Annotated in this window: 17 protein-coding genes; 5 read left to right on the top strand and 12 right to left on the bottom strand. The window is 42.1% G+C overall.

Translation table 11 applies throughout. The annotated features are described in order from the left end of the window. Positions 1-201: 201 nt before the first annotated feature. From HT718_RS03965 to HT718_RS03975, 3 genes are read right to left on the bottom strand one after another with little or no spacing between them, the layout of a single operon-like run. A complete protein-coding gene (locus HT718_RS03965; RefSeq protein ID WP_173267431.1) occupies positions 202-867 on the bottom strand; it encodes a TrkA family potassium uptake protein in 666 nt (221 codons plus the stop codon). 13 nt (positions 868-880) lie between these two features. Beyond that, a complete protein-coding gene (locus HT718_RS03970; RefSeq protein WP_173267433.1) occupies positions 881-2,260 on the bottom strand; it encodes a potassium transporter TrkG in 1,380 nt (459 codons plus the stop codon). A gap of 33 nt (positions 2,261-2,293) precedes the next feature. Beyond that, positions 2,294-3,058: a nucleoside phosphorylase gene (locus HT718_RS03975; RefSeq protein ID WP_173267435.1), complete on the bottom strand. Its 765-nt coding sequence runs from the start codon at positions 3,056-3,058 to the stop codon at positions 2,294-2,296. Positions 3,059-3,233: 175 nt separating this feature from the next. On the opposite strand from HT718_RS03975, the gene HT718_RS03980 reads away from it, so the two are divergent. From HT718_RS03980 to HT718_RS03990, 3 genes are read left to right on the top strand one after another with little or no spacing between them, the layout of a single operon-like run. Beyond that, positions 3,234-3,539 carry a rhodanese-like domain-containing protein gene (locus HT718_RS03980; protein ID WP_173267437.1) on the top strand — a complete coding sequence of 102 codons (306 nt, stop codon included), beginning with the start codon at positions 3,234-3,236 and terminating at the stop codon, positions 3,537-3,539. A 20-nt stretch (positions 3,540-3,559) separates the two neighbouring features. Continuing rightward, positions 3,560-5,215: an FAD-dependent oxidoreductase gene (locus HT718_RS03985; RefSeq protein WP_173267439.1), complete on the top strand. Its 1,656-nt coding sequence runs from the start codon at positions 3,560-3,562 to the stop codon at positions 5,213-5,215. Next, positions 5,205-5,501, top strand: coding sequence for a rhodanese-like domain-containing protein (locus tag HT718_RS03990; RefSeq protein WP_173267441.1), 297 nt, complete (start codon positions 5,205-5,207; stop codon positions 5,499-5,501). The genes HT718_RS03985 and HT718_RS03990 overlap by 11 nt, the downstream gene beginning before the upstream one ends. A gap of 189 nt (positions 5,502-5,690) precedes the next feature. Here HT718_RS03990 and HT718_RS03995 read toward each other — a convergent pair whose 3' ends face one another. The 9 genes from HT718_RS03995 to HT718_RS04035 form a co-directional block, all read right to left on the bottom strand. Then, positions 5,691-5,948: a metal-sensitive transcriptional regulator gene (locus tag HT718_RS03995; RefSeq protein WP_000185159.1), complete on the bottom strand. Its 258-nt coding sequence runs from the start codon at positions 5,946-5,948 to the stop codon at positions 5,691-5,693. A 149-nt stretch (positions 5,949-6,097) separates the two neighbouring features. Next, complete coding sequence (locus HT718_RS04000) at positions 6,098-6,952, bottom strand: VOC family protein (RefSeq protein ID WP_173267443.1); 855 nt, start codon at positions 6,950-6,952, stop codon at positions 6,098-6,100. A 308-nt stretch (positions 6,953-7,260) separates the two neighbouring features. Then, a complete protein-coding gene (locus tag HT718_RS04005; protein ID WP_173267445.1) occupies positions 7,261-8,298 on the bottom strand; it encodes an aldose epimerase family protein in 1,038 nt (345 codons plus the stop codon). Positions 8,299-8,413: 115 nt separating this feature from the next. Next, positions 8,414-9,580: an SIS domain-containing protein gene (locus tag HT718_RS04010; RefSeq protein WP_173267447.1), complete on the bottom strand. Its 1,167-nt coding sequence runs from the start codon at positions 9,578-9,580 to the stop codon at positions 8,414-8,416. Between the two features lie 210 nt (positions 9,581-9,790). Next, a complete protein-coding gene (locus HT718_RS04015; RefSeq protein ID WP_140834246.1) occupies positions 9,791-10,195 on the bottom strand; it encodes a PTS sugar transporter subunit IIA in 405 nt (134 codons plus the stop codon). Positions 10,196-10,198: 3 nt separating this feature from the next. Next, the gene (locus HT718_RS04020) at positions 10,199-11,020 is read right to left on the bottom strand and encodes a PTS system mannose/fructose/sorbose family transporter subunit IID (protein ID WP_140834244.1); all 822 of its coding nucleotides are present in this window, start codon (positions 11,018-11,020) and stop codon (positions 10,199-10,201) included. Then, positions 11,007-11,912, bottom strand: a complete 906-nt coding sequence (locus tag HT718_RS04025; RefSeq protein WP_000617013.1) for a PTS mannose/fructose/sorbose/N-acetylgalactosamine transporter subunit IIC — start codon at positions 11,910-11,912, stop codon at positions 11,007-11,009. Before HT718_RS04025 ends, HT718_RS04020 begins: the two co-directional genes overlap by 14 nt. A 26-nt stretch (positions 11,913-11,938) precedes the next feature. Next, entirely contained in the window at positions 11,939-12,415 is a 477-nt protein-coding gene (locus HT718_RS04030; RefSeq protein WP_000156974.1) for a PTS system mannose/fructose/N-acetylgalactosamine-transporter subunit IIB, read from the bottom strand. Then, positions 12,412-14,199 (bottom strand): beta-galactosidase family protein, encoded by a 1,788-nt coding sequence (locus HT718_RS04035; protein WP_173267449.1) that lies wholly within the window; start codon positions 14,197-14,199, stop codon positions 12,412-12,414. The genes HT718_RS04030 and HT718_RS04035 overlap by 4 nt, the downstream gene beginning before the upstream one ends. A gap of 319 nt (positions 14,200-14,518) precedes the next feature. Here HT718_RS04035 and HT718_RS04040 point away from each other — a divergent pair, with 319 nt between their 5' ends. Continuing rightward, positions 14,519-15,235, top strand: a complete 717-nt coding sequence (locus HT718_RS04040) for a GntR family transcriptional regulator (protein ID WP_001007190.1) — start codon at positions 14,519-14,521, stop codon at positions 15,233-15,235. Between the two features lie 300 nt (positions 15,236-15,535). Continuing rightward, positions 15,536-19,528 carry an LPXTG-anchored beta-N-acetylhexosaminidase StrH gene (gene strH, locus HT718_RS04045; protein WP_173267451.1) on the top strand — a complete coding sequence of 1,331 codons (3,993 nt, stop codon included), beginning with the start codon at positions 15,536-15,538 and terminating at the stop codon, positions 19,526-19,528. Positions 19,529-19,534 lie beyond the last annotated feature (6 nt).

A 19,534-nucleotide genomic window follows, 5' to 3' on the forward strand; every position in this document is an offset into this window, starting at 1 on the left:
AACTGACGAAGTCAGTAACTATACGCACGGCAAGGCGACGTTGACGTGGTTTGAAGAGATTTTCGAAGAGTATTACTCTCTCTTGTCATTTCTTTCTATTCTACCATAAAGTCCAGCTTCTGAAGGATTTTTACTGGAATACAAGGGTTTCTGGTATCTATTTGCTATCTTGAACATCAAAAAAAGAGGGGATTCCCCTCCTTACGAATTTAATTCTGCTAAGTCATCTAGATACTGGTTGTTAATGACTGCCAAGATATAGGCATCTGCTTTCAAGAGGTCATTAGGCCCAAACTGGACATCCAGTGGTGAATTTTCCTGTTCACGAAATCCTAAGACATTGAGGTTGTATTTGCCACGTAGATCCAGCTGGCTCAGGCTTTGACCTGCCCAAATACTGGGAATTTTCATCTCCACGATAGACACATTTTTATCCAGCTGAAAGACATCGACATTGTTATGAAAGAGAATGGTCTGTGCTAGGGACTGCCCCATTTCATACTCAGGCGAGATTACCGAGTCAGCACCGATTTTTTCCAGTACCTTCTTGGCTGTCTGACTTTTGACCTTGGCAATAACCCTTGGTACCCCCAAACTCTTACAATGCATAACTGCAAGCACACTCGACTCCAGATTTTCCCCTGTTGCGACCACAACCGTATCACAGGTATCAATTCCTGCAGTTCTGAGGAGTTCCTCATCTGTAATATCGCCCACAACTCCACGCGCCAAAACAGGCTCAAATTGATTGATGTGCTCAGCGTGGTCGTCAATGGCAATAATATTCATATCTTGCTTGGCTAGGGCCGTCAGGACACTACTCCCAAAAATCCCCAAGCCTAAAATTCCAATCGTACGATCTGACATCGTTCTTCCTTTCTTATCCAATACTAATATCTGCTTTCATATACTGAATCAAATCTTTCTTATCCGGCTGGTAATCCGCTAGACTAACCAGCAAGGTCAAAGGACCGATACGGCCGATAAACATGAGCAACATGACAATGCTGAGGGCTAGCTTGCCCAATTCTGGTGTCAGATTCGCCGTTACCCCAACTGTCGCAAGAGCTGAAATGGTCTCAAACATGAGGTAGATAAATCTCGGTGTCCCTTCTGCCGTAATTCCCAGCAACATCAATCCCAACAAGAAGGTCATCAAAAAGATAATGAAGACACTAAAGGATTTTTGGACTGTGCGAGCCTCAATGGTTCTCTGCGCAACATTGGCATGAGGCAAGCCCAGCAATTCACTACGCGCAAAGACCAGTAAGACAAAGAAGGTCGTAATCTTGAGCCCCCCAGCCGTCCCTCCAGGTGCTCCACCCAGAAACATCTGTAGGATATAGATGAATAAGGTCACAGGCCGAGCTTGAGTATAGTCAATAGAGGCAAAGCCAGCCGTTCTCATGCTGACAGTTTGGAAAAAGCTGACTAGCACCTTCTCTGGGACACTAAGATTACCAATGGTCCCAGGATTGTGCCACTCTGTAAAGAGTGTGGATACTGTCCCAAACAGCAAAATCCCTGCAGTCAAGAAGAGGACCAACTTGGTGTGGAAACGCAGACGGCGTTTTTTCTTCTTATCAAACTGAGTTGCCAAGTCAAACCAGACCATAAATCCCAGACCACCTGTGATAATCAAACCAGCAATGACCAGATTGATCAAGGGGTCCGTCTGATAATTCACTAAACTGCTACTGCCGAAATTATCAAAGCCAGCATTACAAAAGGCTGAAATAGCTAAGAAGATAGAGGTAAAAATGCCTCGTCCCCAGCCGAACTCAGGAATAAAACGGAAACTTAACAGAAAGGCACCCAAGCCCTCCACCAGAAAAGTCGTCAAAAAGATGGACCGTATAAAAGCCCTCAACGACCGAGTCTCCCCGTAACCGAAGCTCTCCTGAATGGTTTCACGACTGCGAAGACTAAGCTTCTGCTTCCCCTGAATATAAAAGACCCCGATAAAGGTCATGAGCCCCAGACCACCAATCTGGATCAAGAGCATACAAATCAGCTGGCCCCAGACATTATAGGCGGTAGCTACCGGCTGCGTAAATAGGCCGGTCACACAGACCATGGACACCGTCGTAAAGAGATGGTCAAAATAAGTAGACTGAGAACCACTGGCCTGGACAAAAGGCAAACTCAAAAGGAGAGAACCTATAAAAATAACTCCAGCAAAACTTAAAAAAATCCGACGAGCTGGCGAAAGTCCGCCAAAGGCCCTCTCAATTTTTTTCACAAATAATTTGAATAACATATGTCCATTGTACCATAAAAAGAAGGATAGGAGTTAGATATGAAAGGCTATCTCAAGACAGAGTTCCAAGGCCTTTTCGAAAGCTTCTGAACCCCAGTCACGGCTGTCATACTGGTCCAAGTCTGCTAGAGAGTCCGCTGTAAACAACAACTCTCCCCAGAGAACCCCACGCAGTTGAGCCACTGCCGCCAGTGCAGAACACTCCATCTCCACAACAGCACAACCTTCTTCCTTGCGATAAGCCACCTTTTCAGCCGTTTCTCGGTAAAAACCGTCTGTCGTCCAGGTCATGACTTCTTCATAGGGAATCCCTCTGGCTTCCAACACTCGCTCAATAGCAGCAATAGCCTCTGGCTGAACTTCCATATAACGAGAAGGCGCCATATAGTGGTAACTGGCACCCTCATCTCGTAAAGCCCGAACAGGGACTAGAAAGGCATTTTCTTCTATATCAGCCAGCACACCACAGGTACCGGTTGAAATAATCTGCTCCACACCATATCCAATCAACCAATCCATAAACTGGGCCGCTGGAGCGGAACCCACAGGAGCCTGAGCCAGACAAATTTCCTCACCTTTGTAGTTCACGACATAGACTGGATAGGTCTTGGTAGCAGAAACGAATTCGCCGACACAATCCGCCCCTACTTCCCTCGCATAGCGATCAATCTCCTCTTCCAAAAATGCATAGATGCACTTCTTGGGTAACTTTAAATCCAAGCCTTCATGATTCGGCATAATGACTGCCTCAGGATTATCATCAAACTCTAAAATAGGAATAGCGTGTTTTTGAATCATAGAATACCTCCTCTAATTTTGTACTATTGTATCAAAAGCGGACCGAATGTCAAGGAGGGAGCTAAGGAACCGAGGAGAAAAACAATACAATCGCCACCAATTCAAAACAACTTGCTTGACAAAAGCTTGACTTCATGGTTTAATATACCCCATAAGGGTATATTTGGAGGTGCCTATGTTTCACTTATTTACAAAAATTGACAGTATTTCTACCAGCGAGTTAGAAGCTAAACTCAAGGAACCAATTCAGCTACTGGATGTTCGGACACCGATGGAATTTCGTAGAGGTCATATCAAAAATGCCAAAAATGTTCCTCTGACCGAAATTGGTTCCTACACACCAGCGACAAATGAAACACTTTATGTCATTTGTCATTCTGGTGTGCGTAGTAAGATGGCTGCTAAAAAGCTAAAGAAAAAAGGCTACGATGTCATCAATGTCCGAGGCGGTATGAGCGCTTGGACAGGAAAAGTCATCTAGAAGCATAAAGGAGAAAGTCAATGAAAATTATTATTGTCGGAGGAGTTGCAGGCGGTATGTCAGCAGCAACCCGTCTCAGACGTCTCATGGAAGACGCTGAGATCATTATTTTTGAGAAAGGTCCCTTTGTTTCCTTTGCAAACTGCGGGCTTCCTTACTATGTTTCAGGAGAAATTGCAAACCGTGATAGTTTATTGGTCCAAACTCCTGAAAGTCTCAAGGCACGTTTTAATCTAGATGTGCGACCATTTCACGAGGTCATCCAGATTTCGCCAGAAGAACACACTGTGATTGTGCGACACGATGGACAGGAATTCACAGAAAGCTACGACAAGTTGATTCTCTCCCCAGGAGCTAAACCATTTGTTCCTGCCATTGATGGCTTGGCAGAAGCTAAGAATGCCTACACGCTCCGCAATGTTCCCGATCTCGATGAAATTATGGCAGCCTTGGACAATCATCCAAAAGAAGCTGTCGTTATCGGTGCAGGCTTTATCGGACTTGAAATGGCTGAAAACCTAGCGAAACGTGGATTGCAAGTTACTATTGTTGAGAAAGCACACCATGTCTTGCCATCATTAGATCAAGAAATGGCAGCCTTTGTCCAAGCAGAATTGGTTAAAAACGGCGTTCGCGTTATCACTTCTCAATCTGCGACTCGATTTGAAGACCAAGGAAAAGTCATCGTTCTCGAAAACGGTCAAAAGATCACTTCTGACCTCACCATTCTTTCTGTCGGTGTTGAACCTGAAAACGGACTGGCAAAAGCTGCGGGGGTTGAACTGGGACTTCGTGGTGGGATCCTGGTTGATGAACATTATGAAACCAGTCAAAAAGATATTTTTGCAGTTGGGGATGCCATCGTCGTCAAGCAAGAGATTACAGGCCAAGATGCTCTCATCTCTCTCGCTTCTCCTGCCAATCGTCAGGGACGCCAAGTGGCAGACGTCATCGCAGGACTAGAACGTACAAACAAGGGAAGTATCGGCACTGCAATCGTTCGTGCCTTTGATATGACAGCTGCTTCGACTGGTCTCAGCGAGCGTATCCTTAGCATGAATCAACTTCCTTACAAGGCCCTTCATGTCAGTGGGAAAGACCACGCTGGTTATTATCCAGGCGCTACTGATATGACCTTGAAGCTCCTCTTTGACCCAACCACTGGAAAAATCTACGGTGCCCAAGGAGTCGGGAAGAAAGGCGTTGACAAACGAATCGATATCCTGGCAACTGCTATCAAGGGAAATCTCACCGTCTTTGACTTGCCAGAATTGGAGTTCACCTATGCGCCACCATTTGGCTCTGCCAAGGATCCCGTCAATATGCTGGGCTACGCAGCCTTGAACCTTATCGAAGGTCTCAGCGACAATGTTCAATGGTATCAGCTCGAAGACGAACTAGCTAAAGGAAAGAAATTCCTTGATGTACGGACAAGTGGCGAATTTCAGAGTGGTCGACTCAAAGTCGATACCATCCACATCCCCCTAAACGAACTACGGGAACGCTTGGACGAACTGGACAAGAACCAAGCCTACATCGTTAGCTGCCACAGTGGTTTGCGCAGCTATATCGCAGAGCGTATCCTCAAACAAGCAGGATTTACCGTCCAAAACCTTGACGGCGCTTATTCACTATACAAAATGGCTAAGCCAGAAGGAGTAGAATATGGAAACTAATATCAGCATGGCTGACTTTTATGAAAAATATCAAAATGAAAATCTAGAGCTTATCGATGTCCGTGAAGCACATGAATTCCAAGCAGGACATGCACCAGGTGCCAAAAATCTTCCGTTAAGTACCTTGGAGCAAGGCTATAAAGAACTCAAACCTGACCATGAATACCATGTCATCTGTCAAGGTGGAGTGCGTTCTGCCTCTGCCTGCCAATTTCTCAGCGCCCAAGGCCTCACCGTTATCAATGTAGAAGGTGGTATGAATGCTTGGCCCGGTCAAGTAGAATAATCAAGAGGAGCTGGGCAAAAACTCAATTTCAGGAGAAAGTGAAGTAAATTTCCCCACAATAAAACGCATACTATCAAGGATTTTCAACACCTGATAGTATGCGTTCTTTTATTTTAAAGACTTTTTCCAGTCTCTCTTGATTCATATTAAACTATTCTAATAGCAGAGATTTTTGCAACTCTCATCTCTTTATTTCCGTTTAATCAAGTATCGGATGGCCTTTTCTAGGCGTTCCTTTTGAGCTTCAGGATCATCTAGCGGTTGATTGATACATTCAGTAAGGTTTTCGGTAATTATCATCTCAATCACGCGCTCCACACTAGATTTCACAGCTGTCAGTTGCGTCACAATATCAGCACAGTCACGATCTTCTTCAATCATCTTTTGAATTCCACGCAACTGACCCTCTGAACGTTTCAAACGAGTAATATACTTTGAGTTTGTCATTTCTTTTTCCTTGCTCGATTTTTCTTCATTATATCTCTAATCAGCTCCTTTGTCAAAATTCTCGCCCATCCATCTCACGCAGTTCTGTTACCACAGACTTTTCAAAAGGTAAACTAGCCATGCTGATAACTTGATAGAAATTCCTAGTTTTATCTATCTAAGCGAATACGAGTCACAATTCCGTCTGGGGCTGTTATTTCCAGCTGGCTAGATGTCAGCCACTTGATTGACGCATCAACTGCTTGTGCTCGCTGCGCAATCGTTAACAGTTCCTCCTTACTAGCAACTTCAATGACATAATAGGCCAAACCTGGCAAGCCTTGCTTACGCGAAGCCAAACCTTTTCCTCCCCATTCGTTGACGGCTAAGTGATGATGGTAGTCCCCAGCTGCAATCCAACTAGCACTAGGTACACTGAATTTATCCTCTAGTCCTAACACCTTTTGATAAAACTGGCTGGACTTTCGACTATCCTTGACAGAAAGATGAATATGGCCCATTCTCGTACCATCTGCTAGGATAAAGGGCTCTACTCTTTCCCCCAACTCATAGATATCCTGCGCCGCAAGGGCCTCCGTCACCCCAACAATGCGTCCATCTTCTCGAATATCCCATGTGGAAACTGGCTTATCTCGATAGAGCTCGATGCCATTTCCCTCCAAATCTTCCAAGTAAAGGGCCTCACTGTAACCGTGGTCTGCACCGCCGACAAGAGGAATCTGTAATTCTGTCAGGTGTTTCAAGACATCAGCCAAATCCTTTCGTGTCGGCAAGAGAATAGCCAGATGGTAAAGACCATAATGTTCCCTTACTTCTCCACCCTCTTGTGCTTGAATCAAGTGTACCAAGGCTTTTCCTTCAAGGCCCAGAACAGCCTCTGTCTCAGTTTGAGATAGAACTTCTAAACCAATAATCTGCTGATAAAAGGCTGTTTGACTTGCCAAGTCCTTCACATTTAAAACTGCCTCTGCTAAATAAATGTGGCTCTTGTATTCATAGGTCATAGGATATCTCCTTTATTGTAATTTTTGTTGTTACAACTATTATATAATCTCCATCAAGAAAGTCAAGCCAGACAACTCAAAAATATGAAGGATTGAAACAAAAATAGTACACTACAGCTGTTAAAACATTTTTAGAAATTAATTTAACTTTCCTAATTGATTTATTCACATCTCATTTCAATCTACTATAACGCCATTTCAGGATAAGATAAAGTAAATCTTTCCATAATAAAACGCATATTATCAAACTTTTCTGTACTGACAATATGCGTTATTTTAATTTTAAAGACTTTTTGACCAGCTTTTTTTTACTTCACAACAAGCTCATAACGTGTCTTACTTGTAAAGGTTTGACCGGCTTTAAGAATGACTTGGTCTTTGAGGTCACTGTGAATGGCATCTGGTAAAGATTGCGCTTCAAGAGCAATCCCATTGTGCTGTAACATTGGCTGGCCTCCTATGATGACACTTTCATCCACAAAGTTTGCTGTGTAGACCACAAAGCAAGGAGCCTCTGTCTTGAAAAGCAGGAAGCGACCTGAGTTTTGGTCATAAAGGAAACCAGCATTGTCATGACCTGCAGGAAGAGCAAATGGATGATCCAAACCAGATACCAGTTGAATTTGCTCATCTTCTTCTGCAAAGATGTCTTTCAACAAGGCACCATTGTAGATGTGTTTTACTACGTCACGATTGGCATCTGGAGTTTTGGACGGAACACCGTCGGGAGCGATTGGGTAAATGCCCTCTGTATTTAGTTGGAAGACATGACGGTCAATCGTCTGCGTGAAATCACCAGATAAGTTGAAATAGCTGTGGTTTGTTGGATTGACCAGCGTATCCTGATCGGTCGTCACCTTGTAGCTAATTTCATAGGCACCAGTTTCTTCCAAGTGATAACTGATCCAGATCTTGAGGTTCCCAGGAAATCCTCCTGTTCCATCTGTACGCTCTGTGTAGAGGGTCAGACCATGGCCGCTCACTTCAACTAGTTCAAACAATGTAGAATCCCAACCTGTTGAACCACTGTGGTTACAGTTGCTAGCATTGTTGACTTCAAGGTCATAGGTCTTGCCATTAAGCTCAAAGGTCGCACCTGCAATACGTCCTGCTACAGGACCTACGCTAGCTCCATGCTTAGGACTATTGCCTACATAGCTAGCAAAATCATCAAAACCCAAGATAACATTGGCAAAATTTCCAGCCTTGTCAGGCGTTACATAGCGCAAGATGGTCGCACCATAGGTCATAACTTCAAGCTGGTAGCCGCCGTCAGTTTCAAATTGATAGGCCAAGACATCTTGTCCCTCAACATTTCCAAATACACGCTCTGTGTATGCTTTCATTCTGTTCTCCTTTTACTATTTCTCTCAAGCAAACAAACCATAGAAAGCCTACTGACAATCTATGGTTTATCTGATAGTTTACAAATTCTCTTGTCAAGAATTCATAAACACTGTCTTACTTTTGATATTCGTGGATGATAACACCTTGTACCACACGGTTTACTGTACCTGTAGGAGACGGTGTATCTGGTTTATTTTCTACCTTGAGTGAAGTCAATAGGGCAAAGAGTTGGGCATAAACGATGTAAGGGAAGACGCGGTAAATATCATTCAAGACACCACCACAACCAAGGGCCACTTCTTTGACATTTTCAAGACCAAAGGCTTGATCACTCAAAAGCACGACACGACGAGCAATCTGGTCACCAGCAACTTCACGAACCAAGTCCAAGTCGTACTTGCGAGTGTAGTCTGTTGTTGTACCAAAGACCAAAACAACGGTATCTTCGTTGATCAATGATTTTGGACCGTGACGGAAGCCGACTGGGCTTTCATACATGGTCGCCACTTGACCAGCTGTTAATTCCAAAATCTTGAGCTGAGCTTCATGAGCAAGCCCAAAGAAAGGACCAGCGCCCAGGTAGATGACACGGTTAAAGTCTAAATCAACAAGCTCTTTGACATCTTCTACCTTGTCTAGAACTTTACGTGCAAGACTAGATACAACTTCAAAACGTTCAGATTTCACAGCAAATTCTGCAGGATCAAAGACCAAGAGAGCTGTTAACATCATAGACGTAAAGCTAGAAGTCATGGCAAAGCCAGCATCATTAGAAGCAGCTGGTTGCAAGAGCAAGAGATTACGGTCATCGCCGTGGGCTTGAAGAGCCAATTTCCCGTCCGCTGCACAAGTAATCGTCACTTGATAAAGCTCATCCACCAAGGCTTTGGCCAAATCAACAGTTGCCACACTTTCAGGCGAATTCCCACTACGAGCAAAAGATACAAGGACAGTCGCCACATCTTTTTTCAAATAAGTTTCTGGATTGGCAACGATATCTGTTGTCGCAATAGCATTGAAATTCCATTTGCGTTCGTCATAGACTTCCTTAAAGTAAGGTACCAAGGTATCTCCCACATAAGCAGAAGTCCCAGCACCTGTCAAGATAACCTTGATATAGTCATGTTTATCAGCAATCCCTTTTAGGAAATCTGAAATTTCTTCACGTTTTGCTTGATAAGATTCAAAAGCTTCTTTCCATACATCTGGTTGTTGGTAGATTTCACGTGTAGTGATTTCTGCACCCAATTCGATCAAGTCTTCTTTTGTATAATGTAACATTGAGTTCCTCTTTTTCTATTAAAGATGGGAATGGGAGTAAGCCCCATTCCCATGTATATTCTATATAAAATGCTCTAACGATTTTCACGTTGTCACATCTTATTGAATCGAGTTCCAACTAAAATCTTTGGGAAAAAGATCGATTATCGTCGGAGCATCGCTCCATCCTCCTATCGCCTATTTTCCCTGTGATTTTCACGTTGTCACATCTTATTCATCTTCGTCATCATCGAAGCCCGCTAACAGGTCATTAACTTTCACAATGCTTTCTGCAGCACGGCTCTTATAGTCCGCATCTGCACCTGTAAGGCTAGCATTGATAAATTCAATCACCATTGGAAGATTCATCCCTGCGTAAAGTTCGATGTCACGACCTTCCATAATCAAACGGCTTACCACGTTACATGGTGTTCCACCGAGAAGATCCGCAAAGACTAGAAAATCATCCAATCCTTCAATAGTAGCTTCAAATTTTGCAGTAAATTCTTCTGGGCCATCTTCTGGAAGAAGAGCCACTGCATGAATATTGTCTTGTGGACCCATGATCATTTCAGTGCTACCTTTAAGTTCCTCACAGAAGCGACCATGACTCACCAAAATTAATGATTTCGTCATAAATTATGCACCCATTCCAAGTACAAATTTACCAAAGGCAGAAAGAGCCAAAGCAAGTACGATAATAATACCGATAGCTTTAGTAGAGTTCATACCTTTCTTACCAAGCAACCAGAAGATAAAGGCAGTAAAGATTGCTGGAAGCAAGCGTGGGAAGATTGAGTTCAAGATGTCTTGGAAGTCAATCATCTTCTCACCGATTGCCCATTTGTAAGAAATTTCAAAGTTGATCATTGTTGCTACAAGAGCACCCATCATGAAGACACCAAGTACAGATGCAGCGTCAATCAAAGCTGTCAAGGTACTTTGCATGTTGTTGATAAGGTTAACCCCTTCTTTGTAAGCAAATTCCAACTGTTTCCAACGGAAGATGTCATACGCTACTGCAACTGCGATCCAAAGGAAGATTCCCCATGGTTGGCCAGCGATAGCCATAGTTGCTGCGATAGATCCCATGATAGCAGGTACAAGTGAACCAAAGATTGTATCTCCAAGAGGAGCGAATGGTCCCATCAAACCTGTCTTGATACCGTTAACGGCATCTTTTGAACCTACACCATCTTTTTCTTCCATGGCAAGGTCAAAACCAGCGATAATAGTGTGGAAGAATGGTGAAGTATTGAAGAATTGAGTGTGAACTTTCATCATTTCTTTCAATTCAGGAGTGCCATCCCCATACATTTTACGCAATTGAGGCAAGATCATGTAAAGGTAACCAGAAGCTTGCATACGTTCGTAGTTCCAACCCAATTGGAAAGTAAACAAGCTACGTTTGTTGATTTGATTAAAATCTTCTTTTGTAAGTTTGTAATTAGAATTCGTCATCTTCGATTTCCCCACTTTCTGATGGTGTAGAAGGTGCTGCTACAGCTACTTTTTGGCTATTTTTGAAGTGAAGCACTGCTAGGAAGATACCTACGATAGAGATACCAATCATAGACAATCCTTTGAAGTTGTTCACGAAACCAATTTTTTCAGCAACATCTTTCGGTAGAGTACCTACGATACCAGCAACAGCGCCACCAAGACCTGTTACATATGAGTAAAGAACAGTCAACATAGCTGTCAAACCGAATCCCATAGCAAGGTAGTGAAGGTTACGTTTAACTGGAAGGTAACGAAGCAAGATTGCAAATCCAAGACCTGGAAGCATACGTCCTGCGAGTGTCAAACCATCTGCAACCCATTTATATGCTTCAACTAAGTCTACCACTGATTGTACAAAGGCACCACCAAAGGCAAGCGCGAAGAAGACTGGAAGGGCACGAGATAAAGCCCATGGAATCGCACCAAGTAGGTAGTTACGTTCGATTCCTTTGTAGTCAAAGCGTTCGATTGCAGCATCCACACGGTGAGCAAAGAAGGTAGTAGTCATACGTCCAAGAACGTCGAAGTAAGTCAAGAGAGCTGCTACTGGCACAGCGATTGTAGTAATTGCAAGTGCTGTATCAATTCCTTGTGAAACAGAGAAGGCTGTCGCAAGAACCGCACCAGAAGTTGCGTCGATACGAGAAGCACCACCGAAGGTACCAACCCCAAGAACGAACAGTTGCAAGTTACCACCGATAAGCAGACCAGTAGTCACATCTCCCATAATTAAACCAGTAATGAAACCAGCAAATACAGGGGAACCTGCAGATGAAACGATCGTCAACTCATCACAGATTTGATAAGCTGAGTACAAAGTGAGAAGTAAAATTTGCCACCATTGTATCATAACAATGACCTCCTAAAAATTTTTTCCTATTTTAATAAGCTCAAAAAGTCTGAAACTGGATCATTTGGAACCATTTGAGCAGTTAATTTAACACCTTTTTCTGCTAGTTTGTGGAAATCTTCCACATCCTTGTCTACTACGTTGATAGAACGTGTGATAGAACGAGTTTCTGGTGTTTGAGACATATTCCCAACATTAAGGGTTTCAAGTGGTACACCTGCTTCTACCAAACCAAGGAAGCGGTCTGGTTTACGAGCCACGATAAAGAGACGTTGGCTATCATATTTACCAGCAAGAATATTGGCTGCCGCTTTTTCAATTGGCAAAATACTCAATTTCACACCTGGTGGTGTCGCAAGTTTCAAACCACTCTTTTCAACATCGTTGTTGACAACTTCGTCGTCTACAACCATAATACGTGAAACATTTAGTTTCCCAGCCCAAAGATTGGCTACTTGTCCGTGGATTAAACGTCCATCGATACGGCATCCTACAATTGTCATAAATTTTCCCCCTTTATATGTTTTAGTGTAGGTTTACGAGTTAAATGAATCTCTTCTTTATATTCACCCTCTGTCTCAAAGATAATGATGCGGTTGGCACCTTCCTTAAGATAACTATGAGGGATATAAAGCGAGAGGGTAGGGCCGACGTTCCAAAAACGTCCTAGATTCTGCCCATTGACAAAGGCAACTCCCTTACCAAACTCAGACAAGTCTAGGTAAGTATCTTTTGGCTCTTCGACTGTAAAATCATAAGCGTAAAAGGCTGGTTGTCCTTCTGTCCATCCTTTTGAAAAATCAATTTTCTCAGGATTATCTAGTGGAAGTGGATAGTGTTTCCAGTTTAGTAAGAAGTGCAAATCCTTACAAACCCCTGTCCGAATTCCCTTGCGTTGCGTATCTGCTAAGAACTTATGTCCATAGTTGACACGCCCCATATTTTCTACCAAGATATCCAATCTAGACAGCGCTTTCTTTTCACCTTGATAAAAAATATCTTCCCCAATCTCTGTCTGATATTGGGTTTCAACCCACTGACCATCGACATAAAGCTGAGCTCTATCTCGACCATCAATGATACGAAGTCTTTCTTCTTCTGCATCCCAACTTGTTTCTGTTCGATAGAGTAGATAGCCATAGCTTTGTCCCAACTCCTCCATCTTTTTAGGATAGAGGCTTTCTACTGGACTTGACAAGCTATCCAAGGTTTCAAACAAGGAAACTTTTTCAACTAGTGGAATAGCATCCAACTCCATACTCTCTTTGTATAATGGTTCTAACTGCGGATACTCTGGGAAATGTGTTGCCATCATCTTCTTGACTGCTAGATATTTAGCAGTTGGATTTCCTTCTTCATCCAGAAGGGCATCGTAATCATATGATGTAACCTGTGGCAAGTCCAAAGTCCCTCGAGCCGAGCAACCATTCATGAAGCCAAAGTTTGTACCACCGTGGAACATGTAAAGATTGATAGAGCCTTGCTCCAATACCTCACGAACAGCTTCTGCTAATTCTTTCGGATCCCGTGTGATAATCGGTTCTTTCCAACGATTGAACCAGCCATCCCAGAACTCCATACACATAAGTGGCCATTTCTTGCCATGCTCATCAAAGAATTCCTGCATCTGTGAAAAGTTGTAAGGTGCCTTAGAACCAAAGTTCCCTGTTACAAAGAGATCATCTTCGATTAGGGTTCCAGCTTTCAGAGTTGCTCTCCATGGACCATCTGATGTAAAGAGTGGACAGGTTACGCCACGCTCTTCCATCAACTGTCGAATCTCTCTCAGGTAAGCCTTATCTTCTCCATAAGAACCATACTCATTTTCAACCTGCATCATGAGAATATTCCCACCATTGTCCAATAAATGTGGAACCAACCGTGCCAAAAGCTGATCATAGTAGTGAGCTACAGCTTCAATATAGACTGGGTCTGATGAACGAATCCTCATATCTTTGGTTAAGAGCCAAGCCGGTAAACCACCAAATTCCCACTCCGCACAGATAAATGGTGACGGACGTACAATAGCATAGAGGCCTAAATCTTGTGCTGTTTGGAGAAATTTCTCCAAATCCAGAGCTCCTTCAAAGTTAAACTCACCCTCACTGGGTTCGTGTAGATTCCAAGCAACGTAAGTCTCTACCGTATTAAAACCAAGAGCCTTCAAGTTATAGAGAGAATGATACCAATCTTCTGGCGGAATCCTAAAATAATGAATGGCGCCGGACAAAATCTTGAACGGTTTCCCATCTAAATAGAAATCGTCCCTAATCTCAAATCGTGTCATGTTATTACCTTCTGACAATTAAAGTTCACGCTTTCATTTGTTGATATAGTAAATATATCTCAATATCCTGCATTTGTCAATAGGTTTTCACAATTTTTTTCATTTTTTACCAACTTTTACACAAAAAACTTATAAAGATATAGATTTTACAGACATAGAGCTTCAAGTAGTTGGCATGTATAAAAATGTATAAAATCTCCTTTTTTATATGTAATTTAACCTTATAGCCTATTATTCTAATTTTTTTATTCAAAAGACTACTATTCTTTCCGTTTTTATGGTAAAATCTTTAACGGAGAAGGAAAATCGAGGTGAAATTATGGCAATTCCAAAATATCAATATATAAAAGATGAATTAAAGAACAAAATCATCTCTGGTCAATTTGCAAGTGGAGATAAATTTTACACTGAAGCTGAATTGATTGCAATGTATGATGTTAGTTCTATCACAGTTGTCCGTGCCTTAAACGACCTTGCCAAAGATGGTTATATTGTCCGCCAACAAGGAAAGGGTACATTCGTTTCACGCGCACGCAAACATAAACTCGTAGAGTTTTCAGATGTAGAAGTTTTTGAAACTAAAGATGATAAGGTGACCGTCCTTTCTATTGAACGCGGAAATAAACTAAACTACTTGGAAAAACTTGGATTACGTGGTGATCAGTTCTACTACAAGATTGAACGTGTCCGCGAAACAAATGGTGTCGCATACATCTACCACACATCATATATCCCAGAACAATACATCAACGCAAATTATCCAAATCTTGAATATTATAGTTCTATCTATAACCGTTTCAAATCAGATTACCACATTCACATGAATGATGAACATTTTGAAGAAATCAATGAAATAGCATTTCCAACTCCAGAACATGCGGCTTCGGTCCTCGGAGTCGATGAGCAATTCCCAACCGTTTTACAAACCAAGACTACTAAGCTAGAATCTACTGGCCAAGTTCTCGCATACAGCGAAACTTATAAACGAGCGGATTATTACAAAATCAAATTCATTTCATGTGACCGTGATCACTAAGAAGAAAGCCTGAGCCTTGCTTGGGCTTTTTTCTATACATATTATACCACAATAAAAAGAAAACGCTTACTTTTTGTATAGCCTTCTATATTTTGTAGAATATTTTATAGAAATAAGATCGAATTACACTACCTATAGATATGTTAATAAATAGAATTGTATGCTTAATTTTTATTAGTTTTTATACTTATTATAGTTTTAAAGTAATCCTACTTGACTCCTGTTAACATAACAAATAAAATAAAATTGTTGAATTGTGTAAACGTTATCAATATTAAAATGCAATCAGGAGGTTTTGCAATGAAACATGAAAAACAACAGCGTTTTTCCATTCGTAAATACGCGGTAGGAGCAGCTTCTGTTCTAATAGGATTTGCTTTCCAAGCACAAGCTGTTGCAGCCGATGGAGTTACTCCTACTACAGAAAACCAACCGACCATCCATACGGTTTCCGATTCCCCTCAAGCATCCGAAAATCGGACAGAGGAAACACCTAAAACCGAGCTTCAACCAGAAGCCCCAAAAACTGTAGAAGCAGAAACTCCATCTACTGATAAGGTAGCTAGTCTTTCAAAAACAGAAGAAAAATCACAAGAGGAAGAAGGCTTTACTCCTAGTGATAAAGAAAAAGTGCTAACTTCTGCTACTGCTGAAAAAGAAATTTCTGATAAAAAGTCAGAGGAAGTTACTCCTAAAAAGGAAGAGCTAGAAGAGGCTGATTCCAAAGAGTCTAACATAGTTAAGACTGATAAGTCAGAAGTTGACAAAAATGATAAAAAAGATAAAACGAAAGCAGAGGCTGATAAACCAACAACAGAGGCAGGAAAGGAACGCGCTACAACTCAAAATGAAAAATTAGCTAAACGAAAAATTGTTTCAATTGACGCTGGACGTAAATATTTCTCACCTGAGCAGCTCAAAGAAATTATCGATAAGGCCAAAGAATATGGTTATACAGACCTCCATCTCTTAGTAGGTAACGATGGACTCCGTTTCATGTTGGATGATATGTCTATGAAAGTGGGCGATAAAACCTACTCAAGTGATGATGTCAAACGTGCTATTGAACATGGAACAAACTCTTATTACAATGATCCAAATGGTAACCATCTCACTGAAAGTCAGATGACAGATTTGATCAATTATGCCAAAGACAAAGGTATTGGAGTGATTCCAACTGTCAATAGTCCTGGACATATGGATGCCATTCTCAATGCCATGAAAGAACTGGGTATTGAAAATCCTAACTTCGATTATTTTGGTAAAAAATCTGAACGAACTGTTGACCTAAATAATAAACAAGCAGTCGATTTTACTAAAACTCTGATTGACAAATACGCTAACTACTTCTCTAATAAGTCTGAAATCTTCAATATTGGACTAGATGAATATGCCAATGATGCAACAAATGCTAAAGGTTGGAGCGTGCTTCAAGCGGATAAATATTATCCAAATGAAGGTTACCCTGAAAAAGGATATGAGAAATTCATCTCTTACGCCAATGACCTTGCTCGTATTGTAAAATCACACGGTCTCAAACCAATGGCCTTTAACGATGGTATCTACTACAATAGCGATACAAGCTTTGGTAGTTTTGACAAAGACATCATCGTTTCCATGTGGACTGGTGGTTGGGGTGGCTACGATGTTGCTTCTTCTAAACTACTAGCTGAAAAAGGCCACCAAATCCTTAATACCAACGATGCTTGGTACTACGTCCTCGGACGAAATGCTGACGGCCAAGGTTGGTACAATCTCGATCAGGGGCTCAATGGTATTAAAAATACACCAATCACGTCTGTTCCAAAAACAGAAGGAGCTGATGTTCCATTCATCGGTGGTATGGTAGCTGCTTGGGCTGATACACCATCTGCACGTTATTCCCCATCTCGCCTCTTCAAACTCATGCGTCATTTTGCAAATGCCAACGCTGAATACTTCGCAGCAGACTACCAGTCTGCTGAACAAGCACTGAAAGAAATTCCAGCAGATCTCAAGCGCTACACAACAGAAAGCGTTACTGCTGTCAAAGAAGCTGAAAAAGCAATCCGTTCCCTCGATAGCAACCTCAGCCGTGCTCAACAAGACACGATTGATCAAGCGATCGCAAAACTTCAAGAAGCTATTAGTCAGCTAATCTTCACCCCAGAAGCTCAAAAAGAAGAAGATGCTAAACGCGAACTTGAAAAACTTAATAAGAATAAAGTCATTTCCATCGATGCAGGTCGCAAATACTTCTCTCTAGACCAACTCAAACGCATCGTAGATAAGGCTAGCGAACTCGGCTACTCTGATGCCCATCTCCTTCTAGGAAATGATGGTCTTCGTTTCCTACTCGATGATATGACCATTACTGCCAACGGAAAAACCTATGCTAGTGATGACGTTAAAAAAGCTATTATCGAAGGAACGAAAGCTTACTACGACGATCCAAACGGTACTGCGTTGACACAGGCAGAAGTGACAGAACTTGTTCAATACGCTAAGGAAAAAGGTATTGGTCTGATTCCAGCTATCAATAGTCCTGGACATATGGATGCCATGCTGGTTGCCATGGAAAAACTTGGTATCAAGAATCCTCAAGCCAACTTTGATAAAGTTTCAAAAACAACCATGGACCTTGAAAATCAAGAAGCCCTTAACTTTACCAAAGCCCTTATCGGTAAATACATGGATTACTTTGCTGATAAATCAAAGATTTTCAACTATGGTACTGATGAATATGCCAATGATGCGACCAACGCCCAAGGTTGGTACTACCTCAAATGGTATGGACTCTATAACAAGTTCGCAGATTATTCTAACAGCCTAGCTGCTATGGCCAAGGAAAGAGGGCTACAACCAATGGCCTTCAACGATGGCTTCTACTATGAAGACAAGGACGATGTTCAGTTTGACAAAGATGTCTTGATTTCTTACTGGTCTAAAGGCTGGTGGGGCTACAATCTTGCATCACCTCAATACCTCGCAAGCAAGGGCTATAAGTTCTTGAATACAAATGGGGATTGGTACTATGTTTTAGGCAATCACAAACCAGACGAAGCTTATCCTCTTTCAAAAGCAATTGAAAATTCTGGAAAAGTTCCATTCAATCAACTTGCTTCTACCAAATATCCTGAAGTAGACCTTCCAACAGTCGGAAGTATGCTTGCTATCTGGGCAGACAAACCAAGCGCTGAATACAAGGAAGAAGAAATCTTTAAACTCATGACTGCCTTTGCAGACCACAACAAAGACTACTTCCGAGCTAATTATAATGCTCTCCGCGAATTATTAGCTAAAATTCCTACAAACTTAGACGGATACAGCGCAGAAAGCCTAGCAGCCCTCAAGGCAGCAAAAGATGGACTCAACCTTAACCTCAACCGCAGCAAACAAGCTGAACTAGACGCACTAGTAGATAAACTAAAGACTGCCCTTAAAGGTCTTAAACCGGCTGCTACTCACTTAGGAAGCCTAGATGAAAATGAACTGGCTGCTACCGTTGAAACCAAACCTGAACTTCTTGTGAAGACAGAAGAAATCCCGTTTGAAGTTATCAAGAAAGACAATCCAAATCTCCCAGCTGGACAAGAAAAAGTTATTAAAGCTGGAGTTCTAGGTGAACGTACTTCTTACGTATCTGTTCTTACAGAAAATGGGAAATCAACAGAAACCGTTCTTGATAGCCAGGTAACCAAAGAAGCAGTTACTCAAATTGTTGAAGTCGGAACCCTTGTAACACATGTAGGTGATGAACATGATCTTGCTCCAGTTGCAGAAACAAAACCTAGACTGGATATCCAAGAAGAAGAAATTCCATTCACCACCATCACTCGTGAAACTGATCAATTGCCTAAAGGACAATCCCGTGTCGTAACAGACGGTGTAAACGGTCGTATAAGTCATTTCTATTCTGTAACTACGGCTGCAGACGGAACTGAAGTGAGAACATTGGTTACCAGTGTCGTAGCGCAGGAAGCTGTTACACAAGTAGTCGAAGTCGGAACTCTGGTAACACATGTAGGCGATGAAAACGGACAAGCAGCTGTCAAAGAAGAAAAACCAGCACAAGAAATCCCGAGTGTGCCAACTCCTGCGGCAGAAGAAAAATCAGTACTAGAGATTCCAGGCGAATCGGCTCCAGCAACTGCTCCTGCTGAGGAAAACAAAGCTCTTCCTCAAGGTCCAGCTCCTGTGGCAACAGAGAAAAAACTTCCTGAAACAGGAAGTCACGATTCTGCAGGACTAGTAGTCGCAGGACTCATGGCTACACTAGCAGCCTATGGACTCACTAAAAGAAAAGAAGACTAAGTCTTT

Origin of the sequence: Streptococcus sp. 714, assembly GCF_013277115.1 — a bacterium.
In the GTDB taxonomy this organism is placed as follows: Bacteria; Bacillota; Bacilli; order Lactobacillales; family Streptococcaceae; genus Streptococcus.